General features: G+C 72.3%; 15 protein-coding genes and 1 tRNA gene. 8 read left to right on the forward strand and 8 right to left on the reverse strand.

Annotation, left to right across the window (positions count from 1 at the left end):
* Nucleotides 1-11 precede the first annotated feature (11 nt).
* A complete protein-coding gene (locus tag IEX89_RS14480) occupies nucleotides 12-512 on the reverse strand; it encodes a universal stress protein (RefSeq protein WP_373290590.1) in 501 nt (166 codons plus the stop codon).
* A 108-nt stretch (nucleotides 513-620) separates the two neighbouring features.
* Nucleotides 621-1,298, reverse strand: coding sequence for a phosphoglycolate phosphatase (gene gph, locus IEX89_RS14485; protein WP_188913939.1), 678 nt, complete (start codon nucleotides 1,296-1,298; stop codon nucleotides 621-623).
* Nucleotides 1,299-1,474: 176 nt separating this feature from the next.
* Here gph and IEX89_RS14490 point away from each other — a divergent pair, with 176 nt between their 5' ends.
* Complete coding sequence (locus IEX89_RS14490) at nucleotides 1,475-1,945, forward strand: hypothetical protein (RefSeq protein ID WP_244645448.1); 471 nt, start codon at nucleotides 1,475-1,477, stop codon at nucleotides 1,943-1,945.
* Between the two features lie 105 nt (nucleotides 1,946-2,050).
* The gene (locus IEX89_RS14495; RefSeq protein ID WP_188913940.1) at nucleotides 2,051-2,794 is read left to right on the forward strand and encodes a sulfite exporter TauE/SafE family protein; all 744 of its coding nucleotides are present in this window, start codon (nucleotides 2,051-2,053) and stop codon (nucleotides 2,792-2,794) included.
* A gap of 134 nt (nucleotides 2,795-2,928) precedes the next feature.
* On the opposite strand, the gene IEX89_RS14500 is transcribed toward IEX89_RS14495, so the two are convergent.
* Nucleotides 2,929-3,005, reverse strand: a tRNA-Met gene (locus IEX89_RS14500).
* Nucleotides 3,006-3,266: 261 nt separating this feature from the next.
* On the opposite strand from IEX89_RS14500, the gene IEX89_RS14505 reads away from it, so the two are divergent.
* Nucleotides 3,267-4,973, forward strand: coding sequence for a methyl-accepting chemotaxis protein (locus IEX89_RS14505; protein WP_188913941.1), 1,707 nt, complete (start codon nucleotides 3,267-3,269; stop codon nucleotides 4,971-4,973).
* A 40-nt stretch (nucleotides 4,974-5,013) separates the two neighbouring features.
* Here the strand turns inward: IEX89_RS14505 and IEX89_RS14510 are convergent, their stop codons facing one another.
* Both IEX89_RS14510 and mnmA read right to left on the reverse strand, forming a co-directional pair.
* A complete protein-coding gene (locus IEX89_RS14510; RefSeq protein ID WP_188913942.1) occupies nucleotides 5,014-5,649 on the reverse strand; it encodes a class I SAM-dependent methyltransferase in 636 nt (211 codons plus the stop codon).
* 30 nt (nucleotides 5,650-5,679) lie between these two features.
* Nucleotides 5,680-6,879 (reverse strand): tRNA 2-thiouridine(34) synthase MnmA, encoded by a 1,200-nt coding sequence (gene mnmA / locus IEX89_RS14515; RefSeq protein ID WP_188913943.1) that lies wholly within the window; start codon nucleotides 6,877-6,879, stop codon nucleotides 5,680-5,682.
* A gap of 306 nt (nucleotides 6,880-7,185) precedes the next feature.
* Here mnmA and IEX89_RS14520 point away from each other — a divergent pair, with 306 nt between their 5' ends.
* From IEX89_RS14520 to IEX89_RS14535, 4 genes are all read left to right on the forward strand, one after another.
* A complete protein-coding gene (locus IEX89_RS14520) occupies nucleotides 7,186-8,847 on the forward strand; it encodes a flagellar hook-length control protein FliK (protein WP_188913944.1) in 1,662 nt (553 codons plus the stop codon).
* 12 nt (nucleotides 8,848-8,859) lie between these two features.
* Nucleotides 8,860-9,531, forward strand: a complete 672-nt coding sequence (locus tag IEX89_RS14525) for a flagellar hook assembly protein FlgD (protein ID WP_188913945.1) — start codon at nucleotides 8,860-8,862, stop codon at nucleotides 9,529-9,531.
* A 116-nt stretch (nucleotides 9,532-9,647) separates the two neighbouring features.
* A complete protein-coding gene (sciP, locus tag IEX89_RS14530; RefSeq protein ID WP_029030908.1) occupies nucleotides 9,648-9,923 on the forward strand; it encodes a CtrA inhibitor SciP in 276 nt (91 codons plus the stop codon).
* Nucleotides 9,924-10,139: 216 nt separating this feature from the next.
* A complete protein-coding gene (locus IEX89_RS14535; protein ID WP_308423838.1) occupies nucleotides 10,140-10,808 on the forward strand; it encodes a L,D-transpeptidase in 669 nt (222 codons plus the stop codon).
* Between the two features lie 103 nt (nucleotides 10,809-10,911).
* Here IEX89_RS14535 and IEX89_RS14540 read toward each other — a convergent pair whose 3' ends face one another.
* From IEX89_RS14540 to IEX89_RS14550, 3 genes are all read right to left on the reverse strand, one after another.
* Entirely contained in the window at nucleotides 10,912-11,346 is a 435-nt protein-coding gene (locus IEX89_RS14540) for a fasciclin domain-containing protein (protein WP_210317644.1), read from the reverse strand.
* A gap of 240 nt (nucleotides 11,347-11,586) precedes the next feature.
* Nucleotides 11,587-12,396, reverse strand: a complete 810-nt coding sequence (locus IEX89_RS14545; RefSeq protein ID WP_188913948.1) for a glycerophosphodiester phosphodiesterase family protein — start codon at nucleotides 12,394-12,396, stop codon at nucleotides 11,587-11,589.
* Nucleotides 12,393-12,872, reverse strand: coding sequence for a RidA family protein (locus IEX89_RS14550; protein WP_188913949.1), 480 nt, complete (start codon nucleotides 12,870-12,872; stop codon nucleotides 12,393-12,395). The genes IEX89_RS14545 and IEX89_RS14550 overlap by 4 nt, the downstream gene beginning before the upstream one ends.
* A gap of 156 nt (nucleotides 12,873-13,028) precedes the next feature.
* On the opposite strand from IEX89_RS14550, the gene IEX89_RS14555 reads away from it, so the two are divergent.
* Nucleotides 13,029-13,841: a cell envelope integrity EipB family protein gene (locus IEX89_RS14555; RefSeq protein ID WP_188913950.1), complete on the forward strand. Its 813-nt coding sequence runs from the start codon at nucleotides 13,029-13,031 to the stop codon at nucleotides 13,839-13,841.

Below are 13,841 nucleotides of genomic sequence, written 5' to 3' on the forward strand. Positions count from 1 at the left end.
GGGGGAGAGCGTCAGCCCGCGAGCGCGTCGATGTCCTCGTCGGTGAGGCTGCCCGGCACGATGACGACGGGGAGCGGGAAGGTGCTCGCGGCGACGCCCGCGAAGTTCGTCACGAGCGGGCCCGGGCCCTCGCTCGACGTGCCCGCGGCGAGGACGAGGAAGGCGATGTCCTCGTCCTCCTCGATGAGCTTCAGGATCTCGTCCTGCTTCTTGCCGACGCGGAAGACGCGCTCGGGCTCGACGCCCGCCGCCTCGCGGGCGAGAACGGCCGCCTTCTCGAGCTGCTCGGTGGCCTCCTCCTCCGCCTCCGCGCGCATGACGTCGCCGACGCCGAGCCATTCGAAGCTCTCCGGCGGCGCGGAGACCGCCAGCATCACGAGCTTCGCCCCCAGCCGCGCCACGCGCCGCGCCGCGAAGCGCACCGCCCGCCCGCATTCGGGCGTGTCGTCCACGAAGACGAGGAATTTCGGGCGGTGGCCCTGCTCGTAGGAGCGCCGTCTCGCCATGACCATGGGCTCGCCTCCGCTCGGCCCGCGACCCGCCGCGGCCGCGCAGCCGGGATGCTGCCCGCCCGCGCTCCGCGACGCAAGCCGCACCGCGACCCGAGCCGCCTCGCGGGCTCACCCGCGCGGCATCAGCCGCAGGATCGCCTCCGGCATGGCGTCGAAATGCGTCACGACGAGATCGGGCTCGAGCTCCGCCACGGGCACGTCCGTATAGCCGAATGGCACGGCGATGACGGGGATGCCCGCCGCCTTGGCGGTGGCGATGTCGGTGATCGAATCACCCACCATCAGCGCCCGCGCGGGATCGCCGCCGGCCCGCGCGATCGTCTCGGTGAGATGCCGCGGGTCCGGCTTGCAGAAGGGGAAGGTCTCGCGCCCGCAGATCGCCGCGAAGCGCTTGGTCATGCCGAGCGCATCCATGAGCAGCAGCGAGTGCCGCTCCGGCTTGTTCGTGCAGATGGCATAGGCGTAGCCCTCCGCGTCGAGGCGGTCGAGCGTCGCCTCGACGCCCGGATAGAGCCGCGTATGCGTGCAGATTTCGTCGGCGTAGCGCGCGAGGAAGGTCTCGAACAGCGTCTCCAGCCGCTCCGGCGCGAGTTCGCGCCCGGCGCTGGCGAAGCCCCGCGAGATCAGCGCGCGCGCTCCCGCGCCGATGAGCGAACCCGCCTGCTCCATGGGCATGCCCGGCAGGCCGTCCTGCGCGAGGAGGTCGTTGAGGATCGCGATGAGGTCCTGCGCGGTGTCGGCGAGCGTGCCGTCGAGGTCGAAGACGACGAGGGGACGGGCGGGCATGGTGGGCTCCGGTCTGCCGGGAATCGGCGTGATCGATCGGGTCATCGATACAGCCTAAGCGCCGGCGCGTTAACCGCGTGCTAACCATGAGGGCGCGATCTTCACGGGCGGGGCGGGGCGCATCGGACGACGAGGCGCGCGCCGGACATTCGACACGTCACGAGACGAGACCAGCCATGACGACCACGCGCGCGACCCTGCTCCGCAAGACCGCCCCCGGCCTCGCCGCCGTCGCGGCCATCGGCCTCGCGACAGCGCTCGCCGCGGCGCCGCGCCCGGCGCTGGCCGCCGGGGCCTACGAATTCGTGCCCGCGCCCCAGAGCGACCTCAACCGCCTCTACCGGATCGACCGCGTCACGGGCGAGGTCTCCTCCTGCCAGTACGCCCTCAAGGAGGGCACGGTGGGCGTCACCCTCTGCTTCGGCCCAGGCGAGGGCGCCGAGCGCCAGGAGCCCGGCGAGTACGGCCTCGTCGCCTCCAACCACGAGCGCGAGGGCGGCGTCTTCCGGGTGGACTACCGCTCGGGCGAGATGAGCGTGTGCTACGTCTTCGAGGAGAAGGTGGTGTGCACGCCCCCCGAGACCGTTTCCCCCATCGCCACCGCTGAAGCGCCGAGCACGCCCGACACGACCGGCGCCACGCGCTGAGATCGCGCGCTCCCCGTGCGCGGGACGAGGGGCGGATGCGCGCCGCTGCCCCTTCCGGCGAGGCCGCGTGCGGCGTAGAGGGAAGGCTCACCGGGTAGATCCGACTTGAGCCTCGACTTCTTCCTCATCGTCTTCCTCGCGCTGGGCCTCGGCGGCGTCGTCAAGGGCGCCATCGGGCTCGGCCTGCCGATCGTCTCGATCCCCGTGCTCGCCGCCTTCCTCGGAGTGCCGCACGCGCTCGCGGTGATCGTGGTGCCGCTCGTCGTCACCAATGCCTGGCAGATCGTGCAGTACCGCGCCGAGCGGCCGGACGCGCCCTTCCTCCTGCCGCTCGTCCTCTCCGGTCTCGTCGGCATCGCGCTCGGCACCTGGGCGCTGGCGGAGCTGCCCGTCGAGACGCTGTCGCTGACGCTCGCGACCATCGTGACGGTCTACATCGCGACGGTGCTGGCGAAGCCCACGTTCACGCTCTCGCCGAAGGCGGGGCGACGGCTCGCGCCCCTCGTCGGGATCGTGGGCGGCACGCTGCAGGGCGCGACGGGGATTTCGGCGCCGGTGACGGTGACCTTCATCCACGCCATGCGCCTCACCCGCGGGCCCTTCATCTTCGCCGTCTCGGTGATGTTCCTCGCCTTCTCGATCGTCCAGGGGATCGTGCTCGCGGTGGCGGGCTTCCTCGACTGGTGGCGGCTCGTGGAAGGCGTGCTCGCCCTCGCCCCCATCGCGCTCGGCATGCCGCTCGGCAACGCCCTGGCCAAGCGCCTCTCCCGCCGCGCCTTCGAGCGGCTGATCGTGGCGATCCTGGCGGTGATGGCGGTGCGGCTGTTCCAGACGGGGCTGGGGTTCTGAAGGGCGGGGCTCGGAGGCTGGATGGGCCTGGGATGGCGGCGGCTGCCTGCCATTCGTGGCGCGCCCGATCACCCGAGATCCGGCGAGACGGCAGCCCGGCCCACTAGGCCCAGATATAACAACTTATGACAGCGTGGTAGCGGAGGAGGGACTCGAACCCCCGACACGAGGATTATGATTCCTCTGCTCTAACCAGCTGAGCTACTCCGCCCCCGGCCGGCGGCGCAGGGCGCCGCGTCGGTGGGCGGGATATACGGAGGGGCGGTTCGGCTGTCAAGCGAGAGGTTCGCGGCACGACGGCGGGCGCGACGCGGCGCTTCACGACCCTCGAACGCACCGCCGGGCAGCCCGGATTTCGCCGATTGCGTCCTTGGAACTTTTTCCGTTCCGCACCGCAGCGAGCCCGGTTTTCTTCAGCATTTCCTTACGGGAGACGCGCCAAACCGGGCCACCAACCCGGAGCAGAGTTCCCATGCGTCCCGTCTCGAAGACTACCCGTTCCGGTCCGGCCTTCACCATCGCCGGCCGCTTCTACGCCCTCGTCGCCTTCGCCTTCCTCGCCCTCGCCGGCCTCGGGATCATCGGCTCGATGACCCTCTCCGAGCATCTGCGCGCCGGCAAGGAGGCGGGCCTGCGCAATCTCGTGGAGAGCGCGAGCGCCATCGTCGAGGACTTCCATGCGCGTGCGCAGCGCGGGGAGCTCCCGGTGGAGGAGGCCAAGGCGCGTGCCGCCGACGCCATCCGCGCCATCCGCTACGAGGGCAACGAGTACTTCTTCATCCACGGCTACGACGCCGTGACGGTGATGCATCCGATCAACCCGGCCATGGAAGGCAAGGACCAGTCGGGCCTCAAGGATTTCGACGGGCGCTCCATCATCCTCGAGCTCGCCAAGCTCGCCCGTGCCGGCGGCGGCTTCTACGAGTACGGCTGGAAGAACCCCGGCGAGGAGGAGCTTCGGCCCAAGCTCGCCTACGTGGAAGGCCAGCAGGCCTGGCAGTGGATCATCGGCACGGGCGTCTACATCGACGACATCGAGGCGACGGTGGCGCAGGCGCGCAACGTCTTCCTCGGCGCCGCCGCCATCGCGACGATCCTGCTCGCCGGCATCGGCTTCGCGCTCGGCCGCAGCGTGGCGCGCCCGGTGGCGCGGCTCTCCACCCGCATGACGGGGCTCGCCGAGGGCGATCTCGACGGCGCCATCCCCGACACGGAGCGCCGCGACGAGATCGGCGCCATGGCGCGCACCGTGGGCGTCTTCGCCGAGGCGCTGCGTGCCAAGCGCGCCACGGAGGAGGCGGCCGCGCAGGAGGCGTCCGCCAAGCAGCGCCGGGCGGAGGCGCTCGAGCGCCTGATGCGCTCCTTCGAGGAGAAGATCGCCGGCCTCACCCGCGGCCTCGCCGATGCGGCGACGCGCATGCAGGCGACCGCCCAGGGCATGACCACGACGGCGGATGCCGGCAACAGCCGCTCGGCGTCGCTCGCCGCCGCCGCGGCGCAGACCTCCGCCAACGTCCAGGCGGTGGCGACCGCCACCGAGGAGATGAGCGCGTCGGTCCAGGAGATCGGCCGCCAGGTGACGAAGTCCGCCGAGATCTCCAACGCCGCCGTCGCGGACGTGGAGCGCACGGACCACGTCGCCCGCTCGCTCGCCACCTCCGCGCAGAAGATCGAGGAGATCGTCTCGCTCATCAACGGCATCGCCGGGCAGACGAACCTGCTCGCGCTCAACGCGACCATCGAGGCGGCGCGCGCGGGCGAGGCGGGCAAGGGCTTCGCCGTCGTCGCAGCCGAGGTGAAGGGCCTCGCCGAGCAGACCGGCAAGGCGACCGAGGAGATCGCCGCCCACGTCACGCAGATCCAGGGCGTGGCGGACGAGATGGTCGAGGCCATCGCCGGCATCGGCGGCACGGTGGCCGAGATGAGCCGCATCGCCACGGGCATCGCCGCCGCGATGGAGCAGCAGGGCGTCGCCACGAGCGAGATCGCCCGCAACGTCCAGGAGGCCGCCCGCGGCACGGACGAGGTCTCCTCCTCGGTCGTGGAACTGAAGGACGGCGCGGCCGCGACGCGCAAGGCCGCGGACGACGTGCTCTCCGCTGCGCGCGCGCTGTCCGATCAGGCGCAGGGCCTCTCGGGCGAGGTCGGCGGCTTCCTGTCGAGCGTCAAGGCCGCGTGAGCGGCTGCGCGCGCCCGGCGTCGATGCGTCGGGCGGCGCCTCAGGCGGGCTTCCTCACGCGCATGAGCTTGAAGAAGCCCGCGGGAAAGAGCGGCGCGACCTCCTCCACGACGAGGCCGCGCCCTTCCGCCCAGCGCGCGATGCGGCTGATCTTAAAGGCGGAGGACCAGCCGACCTTGGCCATAAGCGGCGCCACCGCGTCCTCGATCGCGGCGATCGGGCCCGTGTCGCGACCGAGCTTCGAGGAGACGACGATCGCACCGCCGGGCTTGAGCACGCGGGCGCATTCGTCGAGCGCGCCCTCCGGGTCCGGCACGAGGGTGATCACGAAGGGCACGGCGACGGCGTCGAAGCTCGCATCCGCGAAGCCCAGCCGGCAGGCGTCCATGGCCGCGATGAGACGCGCGCGCCCGCGCCCGTCGAGCACCTTCTCCCGCGCCTTGGCGAGCATGTGGACCGATAGGTCGATGCCGCAGACCCGCGAACCCGCTGGGTAATACGGCAGGACGAGCCCGGTGCCGACGCCCACCTCGAGAATGTCGGGCCCGCAGGCGGCGGCGGCGAGCGCCGTCTTGCGGTGCGCGTCCGACAGGAACTTGTGGTAGACGCGGTCGTAGATCGGGGCCCAGCGCTCGTAGACGCGGCGCTGGCCTTCGAGGTCGTACTGGACGGCCATGCTCTTACCTCTCGGGGGAACGTGCGGCCGTCAGGCGAGTGCCGGAGCCGTTGCGGTGCGCGCTGCCGGTGCGGCGGTATCCTGCGTGCCGAGGCGCTTGGCGATGACGCCGCCCCCGAGCACGCGGGCGCGCGGGTCGTCGCTCTCGTAGAACACGCAGGCCTGGCCCGGCGAGACGCCGTCCTCCGGCGCGAGGAGCGCGACCTCGATTTCGGGACCCCCCTCGCCGGCGACGCGACGCAGCAGGGCCGGGCGCGGCGCGCGGGTCGAGCGCACGCGCGCGGCGATCTCGACGCCCTCGCCGAGGTCGGTCAAGGGCACGTCGCCGAGCCAATTGACCTCGCGCAGGCGGATCACGCGGGTCGCCAGCGCCTCGCGCGGGCCGACGACGACCCGCGCCGCGTCGGCGTCGAGCGCGACGACGTAGAGCGGCTCGCCCACCGAGAGGCCGAGCCCGCGGCGCTGCCCCACCGTGTAGTGGATGATGCCCTCGTGACGGCCGAGCACCCGCCCGTCGAGATGCACGATCTCGCCGGGAGAGGCCGCGTGCGGCTTCAGGCGGGTGATGACGTCCGAGTAGCGCCCCTGCGGCACGAAGCAGATGTCCTGGCTGTCGGCCTTGTCCGCCACCGCGAGGCCGAGCTCGCGCGCGAGGGCGCGCACGGCGGCCTTGTCGGCGAGCTCGCCCAGCGGGAAGCGCAGGAGGTCGAGCTGCGCGGGCGTCGTCGCGTAGAGAAAGTAGGACTGGTCGCGCTCCGGGTCGGCGGCGCGGTAGAGCCCGCGGCCGCCGGTCGCGAGCGGGCGGCTCGCCACGTAATGGCCGGTGGCGAGCGCGTCCGCACCGAGATCCTTGGCGGTCTCGAGCAGGTCGCGGAACTTGATCGAGCGGTTGCACTCCACGCAGGGGATCGGGGTCTCGCCCGAGAGGTAGCTGTCGGCGAAGCGCTCGATCACCGCCTCGCGGAAGCGGCTCTCGTAGTCGAGGACGTAGTGGGGGATGCCGATCGCCTCCGCGACGCGCCGCGCGTCGTGGATGTCCTGGCCGGCGCAGCAGGCCCCCTTGCGGTGGGTGGCGGCGCCGTGGTCGTAGAGCTGGAGCGTGACGCCGACGACGTCGTAGCCCTCGCGCTTCAGGAGGGCGGCCACGACGGAGCTGTCCACGCCGCCGGACATGGCGACGACGACGCGCGTCGCGGCGGGGTCCTTCGGCAGGTCGAGGCTGTTTCGCATACGTGCTCCACGCGGTCGCGAGCGCGCGCCTGGGCGCGCACCGCACGGCTTTGTATAGCGATGCGGCGGCGACGATTCCAGCGCGGGGCGGCAATTTCTGCCCGTCGCCGGGCGAGAGCTGCCGGGATCGTGGCTGCGGAGGTCGGTCGTTTCGTGCGCCGCACGTGGCGCGATCGCTTGCGCGGCAAGCACTCCACGCGTGGACCGGTGCGCGAGGGCGATTGGCGCGGCTCTTGCGGCGTGCGGGCGGGGTGCGGGGCGAGAGGACGTCCGCGCGCCCGTCGAACGTGGTGCGAGGACTGAGTGATGCGTCTCGACCCCCTGCCCCAGGCCGACCCGGCGCGCCGCGCCGATCAGCGCGCCGATCAGCGTTCTTCCGCGGGGGCCTCTTCCGCGCGAACGCGCGATGACGCGCCCGTCTTTCGCGTGGAGGATACCGAGCCCGCCTCGCGCCGGGAGGCCCCGCCGCGCGAGGCGCCCGCGGCACGCGAGCAGACGCGTTCGGAGCCTCCGCGGCGGGACGAGGCCGTTCGCTCCGGCGAGCCCGCACGCGGCGAGGCGCGCGAGGAGGGTTCGGCGAGGGCAACCGGCGGCCAGGCGACCCGCGAGACCGACGACGCCGAAGCCAGCGACACGACGCCCGACGCTCAGGCCGGCGCGGGCGAGACGGCGGGCGAGAGCACGCCGGCGCAAGCCCTGACGCCCCTCCCCGCGACCCAGCCCGCTCCGGCCGCGACGATCGGCGCCTCCGGTCCGACGTCGGGCGTCGGCGACGCCGCCGCGGGCGACATCCAGGCCGAGGCCGAGACCGGCGCGGCCACCAACCCGACCCCGGGCCAAGCGACGGCGCAATCACCAACCCAGGCGGGCCTCTCCGCCGTCGCGCATGCCACCGCGCCGGGCAAGATCGACGGCGGCACGCCTCCCGAAGCCGCCCCCGGCGTCACGATCTCCGCCGCGGCGACGACGAAGGCGAAGGCCGGCGCCTCCGCGGGAGCGTCGGGCATCACGCCCCAGACCGATGGGCGCGGCAAGCCGAGCGCTGCGACACCCGGCGCAGCGCAGCCGGCGGTCGACGCGGCATCCGGCCCAGCGCCCGCTACGGGCACGACGGCCACGACTCCGGCCCAGCCCGGCACCGCCGATCCCGCGGCACCGCTCGCGAACGCGCTCGCCGCAGGTGAGGCCGGCGCGGCAGCCGAGCAGCCGGCCGCCGGCACGCCGGCCGGCACTGCGCCGACCGCGCGCGTCGCGGGCGACGGCGCGGCGCAAGGCGAGGCCGGCTCCGGGGAGGCCGGTGCGGGTGGCCCGCAGACCTTCGTCCAGGCACAGCAGCAGGCGCAGGCGAGCGGGCAGGCGGCCGGTCAGGCCCCGGCGCCGACGGCGCCGCCCCCCGGCGCCGGCCCGCTGCCGCAGCCGCCGCTCGAGCCCGTTCCGACGCAGGCGCAGGCGCCCTCCCCGTCCCCGGCGCCCGGCACGCCGCAGGGCCAGCCGCCGGTGCTCGCGAACGTACCGCTCGGCGCGGTGCCCATCGAGATCGGCCTCAAGAGCCTGGGCAACGTCAACCGCTTCACCATCCGTCTCGACCCGGCGGAGCTCGGCCGCATCGACGTCTCCCTCGAGATCGAGGAGGGCGAGGTGACGGCCAAGCTCCAGGTGGAGCGGGTGGAGACGCTGATGCTGCTGCAGCGCGACGCCAAGACGCTCGAGCGCGCCTTCGAGCAGGCGGGCCTGCGGACGAACGAAGGCTCCGTGCAGATGTCGCTGCGCGAGGACACGAGCGGCCAGGGCCGCGGCGGCGAGGCCGGCGGGCGCGGCGAGGGCTTCGACGATCGCCGCGACGGCCGCGGTCGCGGGCAGGACAACGGCGCCGAGCGCGGGACCCGTCCCGAGCCCCATGCCATCGAGGCGCTCGCCCCGCGCCGCCTGAGCGTCGGCGGGATCGCCGGCGTCGACATGCGAATCTGAGGAGAGCGGATCATGGCGAGCGGGATCACGACGACGGGCACGTCCCCGGCCAATGCCGGGGCGGGCGAATCCGCCACCGATCGCCGGGCGATCGCGCAGAACTTCGATCAGTTCCTGCTGCTGCTCACGACGCAGCTGCAGGCGCAGAACCCGCTCGACCCGCTCGACACCAACCAGTTCACCCAGCAGCTCGTGCAGTTCGCCTCCGTCGAGCAGCAGATCAAGACCAACGAGATGCTGGGCTCGCTCCTCACCTCCACCCGCGCCTCCAACGTCGCCACCGCGTCGAGCTTCATCGGCAAGCGCATCGAGGCCGGCGGCAACGTCGCGACGCTGGCGGACGGCCAGGCGAGCTGGTCGCTCGACCTGCCCCGCGCCGCCTCGCGGGCGGTGATCGAGATCCTCGACGAGACCGGCCAGGTGGTGGCGACGCGCACGCAGTCGCTGGAGGCGGGCGAGCAGAGCTACGTCTGGGACGGGCGCACCGATTCCGGGGCGCAGGCACCCGACGGCGCCTACACGATCCGCGTCCAGGCGCGGGACACGGCCGGGGAGCCGGTGGAGGTCTCGACCAAGTTCTCGGGCGTGGTCGACGGTCTCGACCTGTCCGGCGCCGAGCCGATCCTGCTCGTCGGCAAGGTTCGCGTGCCCTTGAGCGAGGTCACCGGAGTCTCGCAAACGTAAGCGATTCGTCGGCCATGGTGCGCTCCTGTCAAGCCGAGGAATCCATTTCAGGCTTTCTTAAGCGCCCGGCCGTAACGTCGCACCCGACATTGGTCAGTCGAGTGTGTGAGAGTACCATGACCGAACCGCTTCGCTCGAGGGCGAAATACGTCATCGGGCCCGACGGCAGCCCGCTGACGATCGCGGACCTGCCGCCGACCAATACTCGGCGATGGGTCATCCGCCGCAAGGCCGAGGTGGTCGCAGCCGTTCGCGGCGGGCTCCTGAGCCTCGAGGAGGCGTGCCAGCGCTACACGCTGACGACGGAGGAATTCCTCTCGTGGCAGCACTCGATCGACCAGCACGGTCTCGCAGGCCTGCGCACGACGCGCATCCAGCAATATCGCAACTGATCGCGCACGCACGCGATCCCGTCTCGAAGGGCGCCGCCTCCGGTCCGGAGCGGCGCCCTTCACCGTTGAGGGCTCCTGCCACGCGAGGCGGCGCGCGCCTCACGGGGGCCTCAAAGGTTCGTGAGGTCGTCGACGGCGCGCTCCGCAGGCGATAGCACGGCGACGGGGCGTTCTTCAGCGAGCATGAGAGAGGCAGTGGCGACGATGCGACATGAGATGACCCGACGGAGCTTCGTGATCGGCGGCACGCTGGCGCTGGGCGCCTGCGTGCAGACGGCGCAGGTGCCCGTCGAGCCCCTCGCGCCGGCGGTCCCGCCGGACGTGCTGGCGATGTACGCCGCCCTGCCGAGCGAGGAATACCCCGTCCCCGCCATCGACCCGTCCGTGGTCGAGCCCCGCTTCTGGCGACAGGTCGTGGCCGATCCGACCGGCGAGCCCGCTGGCACGATCACGGTGGATACGAACGAGCGCTTCCTGCACCTGTCGCTCGGCGGCGGGCAGGCGATGCGCTACGGCATCGGGGTGGGCAAGGAGGGCCTCGCCTTCGCGGGGCGCGCCACGATCGCGCGCAAGGCGGCCTGGCCGCGCTGGACGCCGACCGCGAACATGATCCGGCGCGAGCCGGAGCGCTACGGCCCCTATGCCGGCGGCCTGCCCGGGGGGCTCGAGAACCCGCTCGGCGCGCGCGCGCTCTACCTCTACGAAGGCGGCCGCGACACGCTCTACCGCATCCACGGCACGAACGAGCCCTGGTCCATCGGCCGGGCCGTGTCCTCGGGCTGCATCCGCTTGTTCAACCAGGACATCATCGACCTGCATCGCCGCGTGCCGACGGGCACCCGCGTGATGGTGCTGGCGCACACGCCGGGCGAAGTTCTCGGCTGAGCGGGGACGCGTGCGCAAAGGCGAACGCCGCCCGCGATGTGCGGGCGGCGTCGTAGTCTCTAGGCCGGGTGCGAGCCGTGGGCTCACATACGCGCGAGGGCCCTTACTCCGGGATCAGCACCGTGTCGATCACGTGGATGACGCCGTTCGAGGCCTCGATGTCGGCCTGGACGACGGTCGCGTCGTCGACCATCACCGCGTCGCCGGTGGCGTCGACCATCAGCGTGCCGCCCTGCACGGTCTCGGGGGAGACCTCCTGGCCGGCGATGTCGGAGGACATCACCCGCCCGGGCACGACGTGGTAGGTCAGGACCGCGACGAGCTGATCGCGGTTCTCCGGCAGGAGCAGGTTCTCGACGGTGCCCTCGGGGAGCGCCGCGAAGGCCTCGTCGGTGGGCGCGAAGACCGTGAACGGACCCTCGCCCTTGAGCGTCTCGACGAGCTCGGCCGCCTGGACCGCGGCGACGAGCGTCTCGAAGCCGTCGGCCGCGACCGCGGTATCGACGATGTCCTGCGCCTTGGAAACGGAAACCGTCATGAACAGGGCCGCGGCGGCGGCCGTCATCGCCTTGAGGAAACGCATGTTCGTCTCTCCCTTTGCTGGCTATCGGGGGATCATCTACGAAGTAGAACTTTCTTGTTGTTTTGCGCCAGTCTACGGAGCGACGTCGGCAGCGGTTCACCGCCCCGCGATCACAAGCTCTTCACGCTCGCGTGATCATCTATACTGAAGCCGGCTATTCAGCCGATCCTCCGTCCGGTTCCACCCCGCGGCCGTTCAGCACCCTGCGTCCGGCAGGAAACCTTCGAACACCATCTGGTCCGCGTGCGCGCCGGCGAGCGCGCGGCCGGCCTCGTCGCGCACCGTCCAGGCGGTAACGGGAATGCCGAGGCGACGAAGGAGGAAGGGCGGGCCCTCGACGAGGTCCGCCACCTGCCAGGAGAGGAAGTGCGGGCGCGTCGCGTCGAAATGCAGCAGGTTCCCGAGCGCATGCTTGCGCTCCGGCGCGAGGAAGTCCCAGTCCGGATGCGTCCAGCGGGTCTCGGCCACGATGCCGCGCGGGACACCCGGCGCCACCCGGCGCACCTCCGCGACGATGTAGGGGTCGAAGCTCTCCACCACGAAGGGCCCGTCGTAGCGCGAGAGCACCTCGAGCGTTCGGTGCGTGAGCCGCATGTCGCCGTCGAATCGGCTCTTGATCTCGACGACGAGGGGCACGCGTCCGGCCACCGTCGCGAGGAAGTCGGCGAGCGTCGGCGGGGCCTCGCCGCTCGCGGCGCCGAGGAGCGGCATGGCCGCGAGCGCGGCCGCGTTCATGTCGTGCACCGAGCCCGCGCCGCCCACGAGGCGCGCGAGATCGCGGTCGTGGAAGACCATCGCCTCGCCGTCCGCCGTCAGCTGGACGTCGCATTCGATGGCGTAGCCCCGCGCGATCGCCGCGCGCGCCGCGGAAAGCGAGTTCTCGATCACGCCGCCGGCGCGGTCGTGGAGGCCGCGATGGGCGATCGGGCGGGCGACGAGCCAGCCGGGGGCGGCCTCGATCGGCTCCGCGCCGATCGAGCCGCTGCGGAAGGGCGTGCCGCTCATGCGTGCGACCGGACCTCGAACATGCCCTCGACCTCGACGGCGGCGTCCATCGGCAGCTCCGCGACGCCGATCGTGGAGCGGGCGTGGCGCCCGGCCTCGCCCATGGCCTCGACCATCAGGTCGGAGGCGCCGTTCATCACCTGCGCGATGGCGGCGAAATCGGGCCTGGCGTTGATGAAGCCGCCGAGACGCACGCAGCGGACCACCTCGTCGAGATCGCCCACCGCGGCCTTGAGCTGGGCGAGCAGGTTGAGCGCGCACAGCCGCGCCGCCGCCTGCCCGTCCTCCATGGAAACCTCGCCGCCGAGCTTGCCGACGTGGGCGGGCGCGAGCTTGCCGTCGGAGCCGAGGCAGATCTGCCCGGAGATCACGACGAGATCGCCCGTGCGGACGTAGGGCACGTAATTGGCGACGGGCGCTGCCGCCTGGGGCAGCGAGAGGCCCTTCTCCGCGAGACGATCCTCGATCCGGCTCATGCGACATCTCCTTCTTGGCAGGCGAGGCCGGCACGATGCTCGCGCAGGTCCCGCCACGCCCATCTGTCACGTGGGCGGGGGACGACGCAAGCGCGCGGATTGCGCCAGCGGCTCCCCGCTTCTACACAGGAAGAGGGCACGGCGAGAGGAATGGTCATGCGAAGCGTCGGTTGCGTCATCGGTCTCGGGCTCGCCCTCCTTTCCAGCGCGGCCGTGGCGCTGCCGCTCGCGCCGCACCGCGCCGTCTACGACCTCGCGCTGGCGCCGGGCGCCGACGGCGTCGAGGCCGCGCGCGGGCGCATCGCCATCGAGTTCTACGGCTCCTCCTGCGAGGGCTACACCACGCGCGTGCGCCAGGTGACCGTTCTCGATCTCGGCGAGAGCGGCACGCGCACGCTCGATTCGAACAGCGCCACCTTCGAGGAGGCGGATGCGAGCCTCCTGCGCTTTCGCTCCGAATCGCGCGCCGACGGCCGCACCATGGAGGAGGTGGACGGCTCCGCCTCGCGGGTGGAGGACGAGACGCGCGTCGTCGTCGAAGGCCCGCAGGCCGAGACCTTCACGTTGCCGGGCCGCCCGTTCTTCCCCACCGAGCACATCGCCCGCCTCGTCGCCGAGGCCGAGGCCGGCGCGCCGCTCTTCTCCGCACCGGTCTACGACGGGACGGGGGACGGGCGCACCGTCTACGACACGCTCGCCGTCATCGGCGATGCCTTGCCGCCGCCGGAGGCCGGCACGGGCGAGGACGCCGACACGCCGCTCGCGAAGCTCGCGGGCCTCGACAGCTGGCCCGTGCGCCTGTCCTATTTCGAGCCCGGCCCCGGGGAGCGCACGCCGGACTACGTCGTGGGCTTTCGCCTCTTCGAGAACGGCGTCTCGAGCGACCTGACGCTCGCCTTCGACGGCTTCACGCTCGAAGGCGAGCTCTCCGCGCTGGAGCTCATGGAGAACGGCGATTGCCGGCTGTGA

The sequence above is a fragment of the Salinarimonas ramus genome (assembly GCF_014645695.1).
GTDB lineage: Bacteria > Pseudomonadota > Alphaproteobacteria > Rhizobiales > Beijerinckiaceae > Salinarimonas > Salinarimonas ramus.

Excerpts from the sequence above, each read along its gene's own strand:
- IEX89_RS14480 (WP_373290590.1), bottom strand. The coding sequence starts at position 512 with ATGGTCATGGCGAGACGGCGCTCCTACGAGCAGGGCCACCGCCCGAAA.
- IEX89_RS14540 (WP_210317644.1), bottom strand. The coding sequence starts at position 11,346 with ATGACGGTTTCCGTTTCCAAGGCGCAGGACATCGTCGATACCGCGGTC.
- IEX89_RS14520 (WP_188913944.1), top strand. The coding sequence starts at position 7,186 with ATGCGTCTCGACCCCCTGCCCCAGGCCGACCCGGCGCGCCGCGCCGAT.
- IEX89_RS14550 (WP_188913949.1), bottom strand. The coding sequence starts at position 12,872 with ATGAGCCGGATCGAGGATCGTCTCGCGGAGAAGGGCCTCTCGCTGCCC.
- IEX89_RS14525 (WP_188913945.1), top strand. The coding sequence starts at position 8,860 with ATGGCGAGCGGGATCACGACGACGGGCACGTCCCCGGCCAATGCCGGG.
- IEX89_RS14505 (WP_188913941.1), top strand. The coding sequence starts at position 3,267 with ATGCGTCCCGTCTCGAAGACTACCCGTTCCGGTCCGGCCTTCACCATC.
- sciP (WP_029030908.1), top strand. The coding sequence starts at position 9,648 with ATGACCGAACCGCTTCGCTCGAGGGCGAAATACGTCATCGGGCCCGAC.
- IEX89_RS14490 (WP_244645448.1), top strand. The coding sequence starts at position 1,475 with ATGACGACCACGCGCGCGACCCTGCTCCGCAAGACCGCCCCCGGCCTC.
- IEX89_RS14555 (WP_188913950.1), top strand. The coding sequence starts at position 13,029 with ATGCGAAGCGTCGGTTGCGTCATCGGTCTCGGGCTCGCCCTCCTTTCC.
- IEX89_RS14535 (WP_308423838.1), top strand. The coding sequence starts at position 10,140 with ATGACCCGACGGAGCTTCGTGATCGGCGGCACGCTGGCGCTGGGCGCC.
- mnmA (WP_188913943.1), bottom strand. The coding sequence starts at position 6,879 with ATGCGAAACAGCCTCGACCTGCCGAAGGACCCCGCCGCGACGCGCGTC.
- IEX89_RS14510 (WP_188913942.1), bottom strand. The coding sequence starts at position 5,649 with ATGGCCGTCCAGTACGACCTCGAAGGCCAGCGCCGCGTCTACGAGCGC.
- gph (WP_188913939.1), bottom strand. The coding sequence starts at position 1,298 with ATGCCCGCCCGTCCCCTCGTCGTCTTCGACCTCGACGGCACGCTCGCC.
- IEX89_RS14545 (WP_188913948.1), bottom strand. The coding sequence starts at position 12,396 with ATGAGCGGCACGCCCTTCCGCAGCGGCTCGATCGGCGCGGAGCCGATC.